General features: G+C 31.7%; 19 protein-coding genes. 1 reads left to right on the top strand and 18 read right to left on the bottom strand.

Annotated elements, in window-relative coordinates:
- Nucleotides 1-225 precede the first annotated feature (225 nt).
- From N524_RS0103865 to N524_RS0103785, 17 genes are all read right to left on the bottom strand, one after another.
- A complete protein-coding gene (locus tag N524_RS0103865; protein ID WP_029055702.1) occupies nt 226-744 on the bottom strand; it encodes an adenine phosphoribosyltransferase in 519 nt (172 codons plus the stop codon).
- A gap of 14 nt (nt 745-758) precedes the next feature.
- Nucleotides 759-3,041, bottom strand: coding sequence for a single-stranded-DNA-specific exonuclease RecJ (gene recJ / locus N524_RS0103860; protein ID WP_029055701.1), 2,283 nt, complete (start codon nt 3,039-3,041; stop codon nt 759-761).
- Nucleotides 3,042-3,164: 123 nt separating this feature from the next.
- Nucleotides 3,165-5,444, bottom strand: coding sequence for a protein translocase subunit SecDF (secDF, locus tag N524_RS0103855; RefSeq protein ID WP_029055700.1), 2,280 nt, complete (start codon nt 5,442-5,444; stop codon nt 3,165-3,167).
- Between the two features lie 318 nt (nt 5,445-5,762).
- Nucleotides 5,763-6,023, bottom strand: coding sequence for a preprotein translocase subunit YajC (yajC, locus tag N524_RS0103850; protein WP_017637062.1), 261 nt, complete (start codon nt 6,021-6,023; stop codon nt 5,763-5,765).
- Between the two features lie 15 nt (nt 6,024-6,038).
- Nucleotides 6,039-7,178 carry a tRNA guanosine(34) transglycosylase Tgt gene (tgt, locus tag N524_RS0103845; RefSeq protein WP_029055699.1) on the bottom strand — a complete coding sequence of 380 codons (1,140 nt, stop codon included), beginning with the start codon at nt 7,176-7,178 and terminating at the stop codon, nt 6,039-6,041.
- 21 nt (nt 7,179-7,199) lie between these two features.
- Nucleotides 7,200-8,225: a tRNA preQ1(34) S-adenosylmethionine ribosyltransferase-isomerase QueA gene (gene queA / locus N524_RS0103840; RefSeq protein ID WP_029055698.1), complete on the bottom strand. Its 1,026-nt coding sequence runs from the start codon at nt 8,223-8,225 to the stop codon at nt 7,200-7,202.
- A 1-nt stretch (nt 8,226) separates the two neighbouring features.
- Nucleotides 8,227-9,231 (bottom strand): Holliday junction branch migration DNA helicase RuvB, encoded by a 1,005-nt coding sequence (ruvB, locus tag N524_RS0103835; protein ID WP_017637059.1) that lies wholly within the window; start codon nt 9,229-9,231, stop codon nt 8,227-8,229.
- 34 nt (nt 9,232-9,265) lie between these two features.
- Nucleotides 9,266-9,868: a Holliday junction branch migration protein RuvA gene (gene ruvA / locus N524_RS0103830; RefSeq protein ID WP_017637058.1), complete on the bottom strand. Its 603-nt coding sequence runs from the start codon at nt 9,866-9,868 to the stop codon at nt 9,266-9,268.
- Between the two features lie 16 nt (nt 9,869-9,884).
- Entirely contained in the window at nt 9,885-10,340 is a 456-nt protein-coding gene (locus N524_RS0103825) for an ACT domain-containing protein (RefSeq protein WP_017637057.1), read from the bottom strand.
- An 11-nt stretch (nt 10,341-10,351) separates the two neighbouring features.
- Nucleotides 10,352-11,644: a GTPase ObgE gene (gene obgE, locus N524_RS0103820; protein ID WP_029055697.1), complete on the bottom strand. Its 1,293-nt coding sequence runs from the start codon at nt 11,642-11,644 to the stop codon at nt 10,352-10,354.
- Nucleotides 11,645-11,797: 153 nt separating this feature from the next.
- Complete coding sequence (rpmA, locus tag N524_RS0103815) at nt 11,798-12,082, bottom strand: 50S ribosomal protein L27 (protein WP_017637055.1); 285 nt, start codon at nt 12,080-12,082, stop codon at nt 11,798-11,800.
- Nucleotides 12,083-12,093: 11 nt separating this feature from the next.
- A complete protein-coding gene (locus N524_RS0103810) occupies nt 12,094-12,414 on the bottom strand; it encodes a ribosomal-processing cysteine protease Prp (protein WP_029055696.1) in 321 nt (106 codons plus the stop codon).
- A 2-nt stretch (nt 12,415-12,416) separates the two neighbouring features.
- Nucleotides 12,417-12,725 (bottom strand): 50S ribosomal protein L21, encoded by a 309-nt coding sequence (gene rplU / locus N524_RS0103805; RefSeq protein WP_002451794.1) that lies wholly within the window; start codon nt 12,723-12,725, stop codon nt 12,417-12,419.
- Nucleotides 12,726-13,005: 280 nt separating this feature from the next.
- On the bottom strand, nt 13,006-13,527 hold the full coding sequence (mreD, locus tag N524_RS0103800) for a rod shape-determining protein MreD (RefSeq protein WP_017637052.1): 522 nt from the start codon (nt 13,525-13,527) through the stop codon (nt 13,006-13,008).
- Nucleotides 13,527-14,369 (bottom strand): rod shape-determining protein MreC, encoded by an 843-nt coding sequence (mreC, locus tag N524_RS0103795; RefSeq protein ID WP_029055695.1) that lies wholly within the window; start codon nt 14,367-14,369, stop codon nt 13,527-13,529. Before mreC ends, mreD begins: the two co-directional genes overlap by 1 nt.
- A gap of 328 nt (nt 14,370-14,697) precedes the next feature.
- Nucleotides 14,698-14,856, bottom strand: coding sequence for a hypothetical protein (locus N524_RS13535; protein WP_017637050.1), 159 nt, complete (start codon nt 14,854-14,856; stop codon nt 14,698-14,700).
- Between the two features lie 83 nt (nt 14,857-14,939).
- The gene (locus N524_RS0103785) at nt 14,940-15,410 is read right to left on the bottom strand and encodes a DUF4930 family protein (RefSeq protein WP_017637049.1); all 471 of its coding nucleotides are present in this window, start codon (nt 15,408-15,410) and stop codon (nt 14,940-14,942) included.
- Between the two features lie 160 nt (nt 15,411-15,570).
- On the opposite strand from N524_RS0103785, the gene N524_RS0103780 reads away from it, so the two are divergent.
- Nucleotides 15,571-15,750, top strand: a complete 180-nt coding sequence (locus tag N524_RS0103780) for a hypothetical protein (protein ID WP_029055694.1) — start codon at nt 15,571-15,573, stop codon at nt 15,748-15,750.
- Between the two features lie 65 nt (nt 15,751-15,815).
- On the opposite strand, the gene N524_RS0103775 is transcribed toward N524_RS0103780, so the two are convergent.
- The gene (locus N524_RS0103775; protein WP_029055693.1) at nt 15,816-16,097 is read right to left on the bottom strand and encodes a hypothetical protein; all 282 of its coding nucleotides are present in this window, start codon (nt 16,095-16,097) and stop codon (nt 15,816-15,818) included.
- Between the last annotated feature and the right edge of the window lie 59 nt (nt 16,098-16,156).

The raw sequence follows: 16,156 nt of genomic DNA, 5'->3' as shown, positions 1-16,156 counted from the left end.
GCTATATGATACTACAATTTTTTGAATAAATAAATGAATCTCAATTATATTGTAAAGCAACCCTACCTTAATTTTATCTTCACTGTTTATATAAATACATTTGACTGGTCCGTTAATTCCTTAAATGCAAAAAACTAGTTCTCATATATCATATTATTAACGATAATATGTTAATAAGTGTGAGAACTAGCTTATATTCTTTAGTTTACAAGTTTTAAATTAATACTATTCATCGTAAGAAATTAAACTCATTACATCATAATCTTTAATTTTTTCAATACCGTTTAAATATTTTAATTCTATAATGAATGCAATGCCAACTACGATGCCGCCTAATTTTTCAACAAGTTTAATAGCAGCTTCGATAGTACCACCAGTGGCTAATAAATCGTCAGTGATTAATACTCTTTGTCCTGGTCTAATAGCATCTTTATGCATTGTTAAGACATTTGTTCCATATTCTAAGTTATACTCATATTTGATAACTTCGCGAGGTAACTTTCCTTCTTTACGAACTGGTGCAAATCCAATACCCATAGAATATGCTACAGGACAACCAATAATAAATCCGCGAGCCTCTGGTCCAACTACTACGTCCACGTCTTTTTCTCTTGCATACTCTACAATTTGGTCTGTGGCATAACCATAAGCTTTACCATTATCCATAATTGTTGTAATATCTTTAAAACTAACTCCCGGTTTCGGCCAATCTGGAACTTCAGATACATATTGTTTTAAATCCATTTTAAAATTTCCTCCTAATAATTATCTCCCAAATGTGATTTTATCCATTGATTTAAATGCGTAAAATCATCGTATAATAATAATTTTTCAACTTCTATTCTAGACAACCTACTTTGATACATCTGACTTGATTCTATGTCCTGTTTACTAGGTTGAGTCGCAATCGTTATTATACCATCATCTTCGTTAATAAATCCTAATTCTAAAAATACTTTTAACATAAATTTTAGTATATTTGCTTTAATATTGAGAAATTCGCATAACATCATACCTTCAGTTGCTAAATTCATTTCTTTTTTATTAATTAAAGCTTTATAACATTTTTTAAATAATTCTTTGCTAGGCATACCTTCAAAATAAATTGAAGCTTTATGTTGGAATACGATATAAACCTGAGAGATTTGTGTTTGTTGTAAAGTAAGTTTTAGCTCATCAAGCGTCATGGGTAAATCTCTTAATACCATTTTATCAAAATGATCAGGTACAGTTTCACCATAATAAAATTCATTTTCATTTAATTTTTGGGCTTTTGATTGAATCATAAAAGCAGTAGTTTCATCATTATTTAAGAAATCTGTATTTTTACTTTTACTTCGGTAGTCTAATATTTGCAATGTATCCATAGCAATATCTTGAACCATAAATTGAGGTGTTTGATTACCGTTCCACTCATTAATTTGAAGATTACCAATTAAATTTACAGGTTGACCTATTTCTAATTGAGATGCATATGCGCCATTTTGCCAAAACAATGAAACTAAATTTGATTCACCTAATGTCATTTTTAAGTGATTCTGTTCTTTTCCTATTGCTTTAAGAGATTTAATAGCAATATCTCTTATTTCAAATAACGGAGAAGTGAAATCCGTACCAAAAGGTCTTAATTTTTGAATATCTCTAATATTTTTAATTGTAATATCAGATTCATCTAGTAATACATCAACATTCTTACTTGGCTCTAGCGATGTTGTTTCACTTAAACGCGCCATCCAATCATTTAAGCCAGTGCGTAACTCATCTATATTATCAATGTCCATCGTCATTCCTGCAGCCATATGATGGCCACCAAACTTGCTAATTAAATCTTGGTGCGCACTTAATATTTCGAACATTGATACTTGTTCAATTGATCTTGCTGACCCTTTAGCATGATTTTGTTCATAATCAATATTTAATATTAACGTTGGCAAACTATATGTCTCTACAATTTTAGAAGCAACGATACCTAATACACCTTCGTGCCAATCTTCTTTAGCTAACAATAGAAATTGGTGACCTTGCTTAACATAGTCTTCTGCCATTGCAAGTGCTTCTTCTGTTATAGAAACGACAATATCTTTACGTTCTTGATTAAAATGCTCTACTTGTTCTGCCAAGAATTCCGCTTCTTCTGGACTATCTGACATCAATAGCTCAGCAGCTAAAGATGCATCCTCCAATCTTCCTACTGCGTTTAATCTTGGACCAATAATAAACCCTATTGTTTCTTCTGAAATTTCATCATTGAAACTTGCTTGATTCAATAACGCTTTTATTGCTATAGGACAACTTTCATTCATCACTCGCAATCCATTTTGAACAATCGAACGATTCTCATCTGTTAAAGATACTAAATCCGCAATTGTTCCAATCGCAGCGTACACTTTAAAATAATTTGGTACATTATCTAACAATGTTTGTGCTAGTTTGTATGCTACTCCTGCACCACATAAATATTTAAATGGATAATCAAATTCTGGATGCATTGGGTGTACGATAGCATATGCTTCAGGTAAGGTACGACCTATTTCATGATGATCGGTCACAATCACATCTACACCTAAATCTTGTACCATTTTAATTTCATTATGACCTTGTATACCATTATCCACTGTAATAATTAGTGATACGCCTTCATCATAGGCATTTTGGAAGGCCATTTCATTAGGTCCATATCCTTCTGTAAAACGGTTTGGAATATACCATCCTACTTGAGCTCCTAACTTTTGAAGTGTATGTACTAATATTGTTGTAGAAGTAACGCCATCAGCATCATAATCTCCATACACAAGAATGCGTTCATTTTTATCGATGGCTTGATTAATTCGTTCAACTGTTTTGTCGATATCACTTAAAAGAGAGGTTTCATGATCTATTTCCACACCATTTAGTGTTTGTTGAATGCCTTCTTCGTCAACAATATGTTTACTTTCTAAAATTTTCTTAATAATAGGTGATAGTTTTAATCGTTTAACAATATCATCAGTTATATATTCAGTTGGGTTATTTAAATTCCAATTATATTTAGATTTAATCATAAGTAACCTTCCTCATTTCCAAATGTCATTATATCTAAAATTGAAGAAAATAAAAAGGTTGAGCCTTTGTTGGGAAAATCTATTGCAGATTATATCCAACATTTATGCTCAACCTTTAGTTAATTATACTACTATTTTTTCATCATTTGATTTTTTCTCTTTATAAACAACTAGTTTATGATTAGATGATTTTTTCAATTGACGTTTTTTCATAATTCCCCATAGAGGAACAGCAATGAATACAGATGAGAATACACCTGAAATTAATCCAATTAATAATGCTAATGAGAAATTAAATATTGTTGGTGCTCCTAATAAAAGGATTGCCACAACAACAACGACTACTGTTAATACGGTATTAATTGAACGTGTCATTGTTTGTCTAATTGATCTATTAACAATATCATCGATTTGTTCTGATGTAGTGATGACCTTAATTTTATGAAGGTTTTCACGTACACGGTCAAACGTAACAATTGTATCGTTAATTGAATAACCAACTATCGTTAAAATTGCTGCGATAAACGTTAAGTCAACTTCTAAACGTAATAAACTAAATACAGCAACTATGATAAATACGTCATGTAATAATGCTAAAACAGAAGATAATCCCATTCTCCATTCAAATCGCAGTGACACATAGATAATAATACCTAATGCAGCATAAACTAATGCAAGCATTGCATTTTTGGCTAATTCTTGTCCAATCAGTGGTGAAACTGTATTGATTTGTGGTGTATCACCAAATTCAGATTTCATCTTGTCACTTAACTGATTATCTTTTGCTTGAGATAAATCTTGTTTGAACTGAATTGTCGCATTTTTACTACCAGATCCATTAATTTGAATTTGGTCTGCTTCTAATCCAACTTCTTTCACTACTTTTTCAACTTTCGATTGTGTTAGCGGTTCTTTTGATTGTAAATCAACACGCGTACCTGCAGAGAAATCAATTCCTAAGTTCAATTTGAAAATGTACAGAATAACCAAACCTACAACAACGATTAAAATACTTAAACTAATGAGTGGTTTAGCTAATTTAACAAAATTCCATTTTTCAAATGAAGTTTTTAAATCATGCACATCTTTACCTTCACTAATATCATGTCTATCTTGTTTCTTAACACCGAATAACCAGAATTTTTTCTTAAATAGATTTGAATAAACAAGTAATGATAATAGTAATCTAGATAAGAATACTGCAGTTACGAAGATCATCAATATACCAAGTAACAGCATTGTCGCGAAACCTTTAACTGAGCTTTCACCGAAGAAGAATAATACTGCTGCGGCAATTACAGTTGTTAAGTTTGAATCGAAGATAGTTAAGAATGAACTTTTATTTGCTTTGGAATATGCTTGTTTAAGCGTCCTACCTATTCTCAACTCATCTTTAATCCGCTCGTACATGATGATATTAGCATCTACTGCCATTCCGACACCTAATACTAACGCTGCTAGACCAGGTAATGTAAGGACACCTGATATAAAGTTAAATGCTACTAGAGTTAGATAAATATATGTTGTTAATGCAATAATTGCCACTAAACCTGGTAATCTATAGAAACCTAACATAAATAGGTAAATTAGTGCTACCCCAACTACTGAAGCAAAGATTGTTTTATCTAAAGCGTCTTGACCAAATTCTGCTCCTACTGAGTTAGAATAAATTTCTTTAAGATCAACTGGTAAAGATCCGGCATTTAATAGCTCTGAAATTTGCTTAGCCTTTTTAACGCCTTCTTGACCATGGAATCCACCAGAAATTTCTACACTGTCGGAATTAATTGGTTGATCAACATTTGCAGCTGATACGAATTTAGGATCTTTTTTGTTAGCTTCTTTTTTATAGCTATCGCCTTTTTTGAAGTCTAACCAAACAACCATCACATTATTTTGCTTTTTAGATATTTCTTCAGTTACTTTTTTAAATTTATTTTTATCTTTGACTTTAAAAGTAACTGTTGGGTCATTTGTATTTTGTTTAAATTCTTGCTTAGCAGACCCTTGTTTAATATATGCACCGCTTAATTTAACTTTATCATCTGCATCACGAATCGTTAAATTAGCTTGAGATGATAAAATCTTTCTTGCTTCTTTCTGATCTTTAACCCCTGCAAGTTGTACTCTTATCCTATTAGGATCTTCAACTTGGATTTTAGGTTCAGAAACACCTAATACGTTAACACGGTTTTCTAGGGTTTGCGCTGTTGATTGCAACGCATTTTTATCAATTTTATCACCCTTATGTAATGGATCAACTTGATAAAGTACCTCGAAGCCACCTTGTAAATCAAGGCCTAAGTTAACATTCTTAATTACATTCTTGTATGTAAGACCCATACCTGCGAACAGAAGGACTACCAGTAGTAAGAATGCAATCAGTCTACTACTTTTCTTCACATGAACACCTCATTATTTACTTATGATACTAGAATACTCGAAAAATCCTAATATTTGCAAGTCGGAATCAAAAGATTAACTTTTTACGACCTATTCATATTAACATACTACACTTTAGAGCGAAATTATTGGATACTTTCTTATTAGGAATTGATTTGTAAACTTAAAGAAAGTAAGCTATTTAGTTCACTATAAAATTCGCTTAATGAATTAAAATATATATAATTTTGGATAAAAATAAAAATACCGATACTACCTAAATTGATAGCATCAGTATTTATAATTAATAACAATTAAACTAACATTTTTTATTTTACTTTATGAAGGATCAACTTGTTTAATAGCTGGTTTTTCAAAAGTCATTTCAGTACCGTGTCCATTTACTGTTACGACTACTGTTGTTTCGTCAACTGCTTTAACTGTACCTTTAATTCCACCGATTGTAGTAATTCTTTGGCCAGCTTCAACACGACTGATCATTTCACGATGCTCTTTAGCACGTTTTTGTTGTGGTCTAATTAAGAAGAAATACATTAGAGCCAATAATAAGATCGGTAATATCAATGATGTAAATTGCATGTTACATTCTCCTCTTTAAAAGTTTTTAGGGTTATCTACATTTAATCCATACTGTTCGAAGAATTCTGCTTTAAAATCTAAAAGTCTATCTTCTCGAATGGCTTGTCTAATATCTTCCATTAATTTTAGCAGAAAATGTAAATTATGAATAGTAGTAAGACGTATACCAAAGGTTTCTTCTGCTTTGATTAAGTGTCTTATATATGCTCTAGAATAATTTTTACATGTATAACAATCACAATTTTCATCTAATGGTCTTAAATCATCTGCAAATTTAGCATTCTTAATAACTAAACGTCCATTTGAAGTCATACATGTACCATTTCTAGCTATACGAGTTGGTAGTACGCTGTCAAACATATCCATTCCACGAATACTACATTCAATCAATGCGTCTGGTGATCCCACACCCATTAAATATCTAGGTTTATCTTTAGGCATGAATTGTTCTGTATGTTCAACCATCTCGTACATAACTGGCTTAGGTTCTCCTACTGAAAGGCCACCAATTGCATATCCAGGAAAATCTAATTCGACAAGCTCTTTAGCGCTTTGTTCACGTAAATTCTTATATTCACCACCTTGGATAATTCCAAAAAGTGATTGTTCTTCAGGACGAGCATGTGCTTTTAAACATCTTTCTGCCCAACGTGTAGTTCTTTCAATAGAATTTTTTACATATTCATATTCAGAAGGCATAGGTGGACATTCATCAAACGCCATCATGATGTCTGAACCTAAATCATTTTGAATTTGCATTGATTTTTCAGGACTTAAAAATAATTTAGAACCATTTGTATGATGTCTAAATTCAACGCCTTCTTCTGAAATTTTACGTAAATTACTTAAACTAAAAACTTGGAATCCTCCAGAATCAGTTAAAATAGGACCATTCCAATTCATGAATTTATGGAGCCCCCCAGCGTGTTTGATGATATCATTTCCAGGTTGCAACCACAAATGATACGTATTTCCTAAAATAATCTGAGCCTCTATTTGACGCAATTCTTCTGGACTCATAGTTTTAACGGTAGCTTTAGTACCAACTGGCATAAACATAGGTGTTTCAAATGAGCCATGTGGCGTATGTACAATACCTAATCTTGCACCTGATTGTTTACAAGTTTTAATATGTTCATATGTTACTGCAGGCATAAAATATATCCTCACATTCTTTTATATAATTAACATTGCATCTCCAAAACTAAAGAATCTATATTCCATTTCTACTGCTTTTTTGTATGCATTCAAAATGTACTGTCTACTACTAAACGCTGACACTAACATGACTAGCGTTGATTTTGGTAAATGGAAGTTAGTGATCAGACCATCTATAGCTTTGTATTCAAATCCAGGATAGATAAAGATATCTGTCCAACCACTTTTTTCTACAAATTCAGAGTGATCTCTACGTATTGTTTCTAGTGTTCTGGTTGAAGTCGTTCCAACAGAAATGATTCGATGACCTTTTGCTTTTGTCTCATTTAATAAATCTGCAGTTTGCTGTGTCATTTGATAATATTCACTATGCATTTCGTGATCATCGATATTATCTACACTAACTGGTCTAAATGTTCCAAGTCCAACATGCAAAGTGATAAATGCTATATTCACACCTTTTTCTTTGATAGCTTCTAATAAACTATCAGTAAAGTGTAACCCGGCAGTTGGCGCTGCAGCAGAACCGCTTTCTTTAGCATAAACAGTTTGATATCTGTTTGGATCATCTAAGCGTTCCTTAATATAAGGTGGTAAAGGCATCTCACCTAGTTCATCCAATCGTTCTTGTAAAATGCCATCATAATGCAAGCGCATAATTCTGCCACCTTGTTCTAACTCTTCAATACACTCAGCTATAATTTTGCCTTCTCCAAAGTTAAGTTTATTACCAACTTTGATACGCTTAGCTGGTTTTAATAGAACTTCCCAATCATTGCCTTCAATTTGCGTTAACATAAGCATTTCAACTTTGGCACCTGTTTCTTCTTTCAAACCAAAAAGTCTAGCTGGCATTACTCTAGTATCGTTTAATACTAACGTATCTCCCGGTTCAAAATAATTGATTACATCTCTGAAGTGAAGATGTTCCATGTCACCTGTATTTCTATCTAAAACTAATAATCTACTTTGGTCTCTATTTTTTAAAGGTGTTTGCGCAATTAGAGATTCAGGTAAATCATAGTCGAAATCTTCAATATTCAACTTACTCCCTCATTTCATTATTATGACTAAAATGTTCATGCGCTAAAGGTGTTGCTTTTCTACCGCGTGGTGTACGTTCTAAAAATCCTTTTTGAATTAAGAAAGGTTCATATACATCTTCTATAGTAATACGTTCTTCTCCAATAGAGACAGCAATCGTATCTAAGCCCACTGGTCCACCTTTATATTGATTTAAAATACAGTTCATCATCTTATGATCAATATAATCTAAGCCATAATCATCTACTTGTAATAATTTTAATGCACGTTTTGTAGTTTCAATATATATTTGATCATCTTCATTAACTTGTTGGAAATCTCTTACTCTTTTTAATAAACGGTTTGCTACACGAGGTGTACCTCTAGAACGCTTAGCTAATTCAATGGCACTTTCATTATCAATGTCTGTTCCTAGTACCTCAGCTGTTCTTATAATGATTTCCTTCAAATCTGCTTCATTATAGTATTCTAATCTTAAATGTACTCCAAATCGATCTCTTAGCGGACCTGTTAAACTACCTGCTCTTGTAGTCGCACCTACGAGTGTAAACGGCGGTAAATCGATACGTATACTACGTGCTTCATCACCTTTTCCTATAATAATATCTAGGAAAAAATCTTCCATGGCCGGATACAATACTTCTTCAACTACACTACTTAAACGATGTATTTCGTCTATAAAAAGTACATCTCCTGGTTGTAAACCAGAAAGAATAGCAGCCAGATCCCCTGGACGTTCTAAAGAAGGTCCAGAAACCGTTCTAATATTAACTTCCATTTCATTAGCAATAATATTAGATAACGTAGTTTTACCTAATCCTGGGGGACCATATAATAGAACATGATCTAAAGGTTCTTCTCTTAATTTAGCTGCTTTTATAAATACCTCTAAATTACTTTTGATAGAAGATTGACCAATATATTGTTTTAATTTCGTAGGTCGTAAAGATAATTCGAAGTCAGATTCTTCACTATGTACAGATTGATCGACCATTCTTTCATCCATATCATTTCCCCCTTTCATTTGTTAAATTAGGTAATTAAGAAACCAACGTTTGTAGACCGATTTTAACTGCTTCATCAACAGAATTGATATTAGATTGTTTTAAAACCTTTTCTACTTTAGATAATTCACGTTTTGAGTAACCTAATGCTTCTAAAGCCAACATTGCTTCCTTAATCATAGGTTCATTATCTGTAGAGTTAGAAGTAATGTTCAATAATGTTTCACTATTTTCTTCAGTGATTTGAACTTTACCTTTTAAATCTAACACGATTTGTCGAGCAGTTTTTTTACCAATGCCTGGAAACTTAGTTAAATACGTATCATTTTCGTTTTCAATTGCTTGTTTTACTTCATTAGGCGTACTAGTAGCAAGTATAGCTAATGCTGACTTAGGACCAATACCAGTCACCTTAATTAAACTTAAGAACATATCTTTCTCTTCTTCATTAATGAAACCATAAAGTAATTGAGCGTCTTCTCTAACAATTAATGACGTATATATTTGAACTTCATTATCTAAATATTTTTGAAAACGGTATGAATTAGGTGTCTGAATCTCATAACCTACTCCGTTTACATCAACAACAACATGTGTTGGGAACAACTGTGTTAACTGCCCTTTAATATACGCGTACATTTTAGCACTTCCTTATTTACATACTCATGCTTATCAATTCAACTTTGGAAACATGTTCGATTTCTCTTAATGCTTTTATTACATCATCAATCATAAGTTCAGATGAAGACGCATTTAATGATAGAGTAATCGTCGCTTTATCTTCCATAGGTACACTTTGGTGAATTGTAAGTACTGATAATTCTAATTGAGAAATTGTATTTAATACTTGAGCCAACATTCCAACAATATCATTAACATATAAAATTAATGTAAATTCTCGATGATCTAATAATTTTTCATCAACTGGAAATATAGTTTCTCTATACTTATAGAAAGCACTTCTTGATAAACCGTATTGTTTTACAGCATCATAGATGGACAACTCAGAATTATTTTTCAAAGCATCTTTAATTTTCAGCGTTTTAATTACTGATTCTGGTAAAACGTCTTCGCGAATAAGATAAAATTTCTTATATTCTTTATTGTCCATCTTTCGCACTCCTATTCTATAAATTCAAATTCTCCACCAAGAATTCTTACAATATCTCCATTACTACAACCTCTTGCTCTAAGTGCATCATCAATACCCATAGAACGCATTTGTCTAGCAAATCTACGTACGGCTGGATCACTATTAAAGTCTGTCATCTTGAATGTTCTTTCAATAGCATTGCCACTAACAACATAAGCACCATCATCATCTCTAGTAATAGTGAATGTATCTTGAGAAGGAGTATGTTTATATACAACTCTGTTAACACCGACATTGTCATCTTCTTCAACTGAGAAATCAATATCTTTCACTTTATCTAATTGATCAGCAATTGTATAAAGTAATTGATCGATGTTATTTCTAGAAACAGCTGAAAGTGGGATAATCGTGTGTTCAGTACCTACTTCTTCTTTAAATAACTCTAAATTATCTTCAGCATCTGGCATATCCATTTTATTAGCAACAATAATTTGTGGTCTATCTTCTAAACGTTGTTTATATGCAACTAATTCTTTGTTTATCACATGATAGTCCTCAACAGGATCTCTGCCTTCCGAACCACTCATATCAATCATATGAACGATAACTTTAGTTCGTTCAACATGACGTAAAAATTGATGACCTAATCCAACTCCGTCTGACGCACCTTCTATTAAACCAGGTAAATCTGCCATAACGAAACTTCTGTTATCTGGTGTTGATACAACACCTAAATTAGGTTTAATTGTTGTAAAATGATACGCGCCAATTTTAGGTTTAGCTTTAGATACAATTGATAGCAATGTTGATTTTCCTACACTAGGGAAACCGACTAGACCAACGTCTGCTAGTAACTTCAGTTCTAAAGTTACATCAATTTCTTCACCAGGTTCACCTTTTTCACTGAAGTCTGGTGCTGGGTTTCTAGGTGTAGCAAATCGCGAATTCCCACGACCACCACGACCACCTTTAGCTACAATTGCTCTTTGACCATCTTCTACAAGGTCTGCAAGTACTTCTTCAGTTTCTATGCTTTTAACAATAGTGCCAGGTGGTACTTTTAAAACCAAATCTTCAGCATTTCTACCGTGCATATTACTGCTTTGACCATTCTCACCTTTTTTTGCTTTAAAGTGTGTTTGATATCTAAAGTCTAATAAAGTTCTTAAACCTTCATCTACTTCAAATATTACTGAAGCACCTTTGCCGCCGTCTCCACCTGCTGGTCCACCAAATGGTACGTATTTTTCTCTTCTATATGCAGTAATACCATTACCGCCATCTCCTGCTTTAAGAGATATTTTGACCTGATCGACAAACATATATCTCACCTCTTTTACTTAAATTAGTTTTCATTATCTTTTTAATTATATCATTAAGTGTATTTGTAGAAAAATTTTAGTTCTACCAAAAATTGACTTTTTAAACAAAATAAAACACCAGAAGTCTTCACTTCTGGTGTTATCTAGACAAAATTATTCAGCTACTGTATATACAGAAACTTGTTTTTTGTCGCGACCTTTGCGTTCAAATTTAACAACGCCGTCGATTTTAGCGAATAATGTATCATCGCCACCACGACCTACATTTTCACCAGGGTAAATTTTAGTACCACGTTGGCGATAAAGAATTGAACCACCTGTAACGTATTGACCGTCAGCACGTTTAGCACCTAAACGTTTTGATTCAGAGTCACGTCCGTTTTTTGTAGAACTTACCCCTTTTTTAGATGCGAAGAACTGTAAGTTTAATTTTAACATCGGGATACACCTCACTTATAATTTAATCTGATATTTTCATTATATTCTTCTTCAATTGTTTGTAAAGATACAAGCATTGCTTTAAGAATTAATTGTGCTTCATCGTTATCTGTATCAACACTTCTTATATGAAAATGACCACCATCATCGTCATAATCGATATCTGGCTTTTCAGTAGTCAATCCCATAATAGCATTAACACTACCAAATAATACTGCTGAAGCTCCAGCACAGACGATGTCATGACCATATTCACCATGATCAGCATGGCCATCCATAACGACATCTGTTACTTTGCCTTCATCATTAACTGTAATATCAACAGTAATCATAATTACGCGTTAATTTTATCGATAGTTAATTTAGTATATGGTTGACGATGGCCTTTTTTACGTTTAGAGTCTTTACGACGTTTGTAAGTGAATACAGTGATTTTTTTACCGCGACCGTTTTTATTAACAGTAGCTGTAACAGTAGCACCTTCAACAGTTGGCGCACCAACTTTAACTGAATCTCCACCTACAAATAATACTTTATCAAATGTGAAAGAATCACCTTCGTTTACGTCTAATTTTTCAACGTAAATTTCTTGTCCTTCTTCTACTTTGATTTGTTTTCCACCTGTTTCAATAATAGCAAACATACTTTGCACCTCCTATATTATAAGTCACGCCATATATAGGTGACATTGTCATTAAGTAAAGCGTTCGCACTCTTCGTTGTTTCATTCGTGATTCGAATCATTTATCTAAATAAAATCATCTCTCACTTATTTCAACGCCTCGATTGTCAATCGCTTTCTTTCTAATGACTTTTAACTTGAGTAAAGCGTTCACTTCACTTCAAATCAATTTGTACTTAAACCTATATTTGAGCGGTTGTATGTAGCTTGAAACTACTCAACTACTGCATCTTACCATTAGTTATATTCTACTGTCAATCTTGTTTTGAATTTTTCTCATAAACTTTAACATAATAGGATACAAAATAATTAACAATATTAAATTAAGAATGAATGTTGGTAGTAATCTTAATAATAAGAACTCCAATAGGTTAAATTGGATAAACCCTATTACACCATAAATAATGGCAACATAAATTTCTAAAAATATAGTACTTAATAGAATTACAATGAACAACATCACTGTGTCTCTGTAAAATATTTTAAAGAGTCTATCCATAATTACTACTGCTAAAATGTAACCAAACATATACAATCCGTAAATGCTTCCTAAATACAAGTCAGTAATAAGGCCGAAGAATATCGCAAGTATAACAGCTACACCAAAACCTCGGTATATCGTTAAAATTAATAAATACATTAAAGTTAAGTGTGGCACAAATATCACGTCAATTTTACCGAAATGTATTGGGATTACTATTCCTATCACTGTATCTATATAGAATAAAATAATCCCAATTAAGAAATAATAAATTCCCCGCATTAGTTATCCCCGCTTTCGTCATCGGGAATTGTTGAAGCATCACGTTTTGCAACATATACATGATTTAAATCAGATAAATCTGCACCTGTTTTCACTCTTACTTCTTTTGCTAAACCATATTGGTCATTTTCAACACTTGTAACTTCTCCTATGTATAAACTGCTTGGAAGTTGATCGGCTAAACCACTAGTGACTACTTTATCTCCCTTAGAGATACTATCTTTATTATTGATATCACTAATAACTAGCTCTTCGTTTTTTGCATCATAGTGATCGATTAATCCAAATACATTTTTAGATTTATGTTGAATATTCACAGATAGTTTACCAGCACGTGTATTTGTTGATATTAAATCTACTTGTGAAGAAAATTGGTTAACTTTAGTTGTTCTACCAACAAGTCCTTCTGAAGTCATAACTGCCATGTTATTTTTAATTCCAGCTTTTGATCCTTTATCAATTACAATCGTATTCATCCATTGATCCGGATTTCTAGAAATAACTGTTGTAGATATCGGATCATATTTAGATATATCTTTCATATCTAGTTCTTTTTTAAACTTCTTATTTTCAGCCTCTAATTGTTGATTTTTGGCTTCTAATTGTTTAATTTTATTCTTCGTTTCCTTTGATTCACCCTGATTAAAAAAATTACCAATAGCTCCAGTAACAAAATTCACAGGATAACTTATCAGTCGTTGCCCGAAAGATACAGAATCCCCTACATATTGCTCGGGAGGTGATTGAGATTGAGAGCGAATAGACAAACCAATTAATGCAATAAAAACAATTATTGCACATAAAACAACAATGAGTTTGTTATTTTTGAAAAATTTAAGCACCCATAACACCTCTTATAATACTTTAAAAATTTATTCTTCTTTACTATTCTATATTACTGCTGAAATGAAATAAAGCACTAACTCTCATTAAAAAGTAATTTTATTAATGCGTAAGATTAAAAAAATAAAATAAATCTCTCAAGATGCGTTTTGCTCTAGCTTTAGTCTTTTTAATGTTTGTTAACATTGATTAGTTTGTATATAAAACGGTATGTAACTCATTTTTCTTCTATACATAATATTTCAAGCCAATTATTAGTTAAAAATAATAAAAAAGCTACTAACTTAATTAAAGTCAGCAGCTTAAAAGCAAATTATTTCTAATTAATTACTCATTATTTTTTTGTTGTTTTGCTTGTTTTTCTTGTTCTTTACGTTCTTTTTTCTCATCTTCACTATATAATGTTTCTTCTTTTCTCCAACGAGCAAATAGATTTTGAGCTTTAGTTTGTTCGTTGGCACGTTGTTCTTTAGATTTTTCGACCATTGTCCACACCAACCTTTTTATTACTCTATATATAAAGGCTAACTCATTTGGAGCATGATTTCAAACATACACTACAATTAATGTTAATAAGCTTGATTATTTTTCAATTCAATATTTTGACCTAATTCATGTAAATCTTGTTGCATTTCAAATTCATTATTATAAACTCTGATAGAATCAGATCCAAATTTATATATAATAAATTCGTCTCCTCTTTGGCCTGCTAAATATTCATCATTGTAGCCCATTCTACCTATACCTGATACTGACATAAATTCTTTTTTATCTATCATATTAAATACATTCTTTATTTGACTTGTCGGTACGTTTTTAATAATATCATTATCTTCGAGTGAATAACGCTTACCATGTTGTGGTTGTTTAGAATTATTAACAGGGTTATCCATATTTCTTTCTGTTTGATTTGGAGGATTACTTATAGGGTTCCATTCTTGATCTCTTAAAAATGGCGCATACTTTAATGCGATATAAATAATGATTAAAATGGCAATGACTGCTATAATGTTTTTTATTATGCTAAATATGAATCTCATTATATATCCTCCCTTTCCATTTAAACTATTATATATAATCACAACGTAAAAATATATAGGGCTAGGGTTGTATCATAGATATATCTATAGACTGATGTCTTATTTATTAAAATTTATTATGATATAAATATGAGTTTCATGCTGTTAGGAGGTTTCCTTTATGAGTTTATTATCAATCATACTGATTGTATTACTTGTTATCTTACTCTTTAGAGTAGGTGTATCAATATTAAGATTTTTAATATCAGCTGGTATTATCATTTTATGTTTGTATCTTGTTTATCAAGGTATTGTATGGCTTATGGATAATTATGATAATTTAATCGCTTATATTCAATAATATAAAAGCTATGAAAATGAACAGTTTTATTGTGATGTTCAATCTTCATAGCTTATTTTTTTAAGTTATTTTTTAAACGTATTTGATAAAAAATTAAAGAAAATATAACTTAATGCAAGTAATACTCCCCAAATTACACCAACTATAATAGATCCAATAATGACAAGTAAAATGGAATTGTGGGATTTCGTTACCATTGTTCCGATAGTTGTTGTAATTACCATTCCGACTACAGAATAACCAATTGTGTGTAAAAATAATTTCAAATTCATAGCTTGGTTTTTAGCATTTAATCGCATAATAAATATAATTGGAATCAATACACCAATTATAAGAAATATAGTCATTTAAATGACCTCCTGGCTTATCTTTTCTCTTATTATACTATTCATTAAAAATTAATTCT

The organism is Staphylococcus sp. URHA0057, assembly GCF_000620265.1.
GTDB classification, from domain to species: Bacteria; Bacillota; Bacilli; order Staphylococcales; family Staphylococcaceae; genus Staphylococcus; species Staphylococcus pasteuri.
The sequence above is the reverse complement of the archived record's forward strand: the minus strand, read 5'-3'. Positions and strand labels throughout refer to the sequence as shown.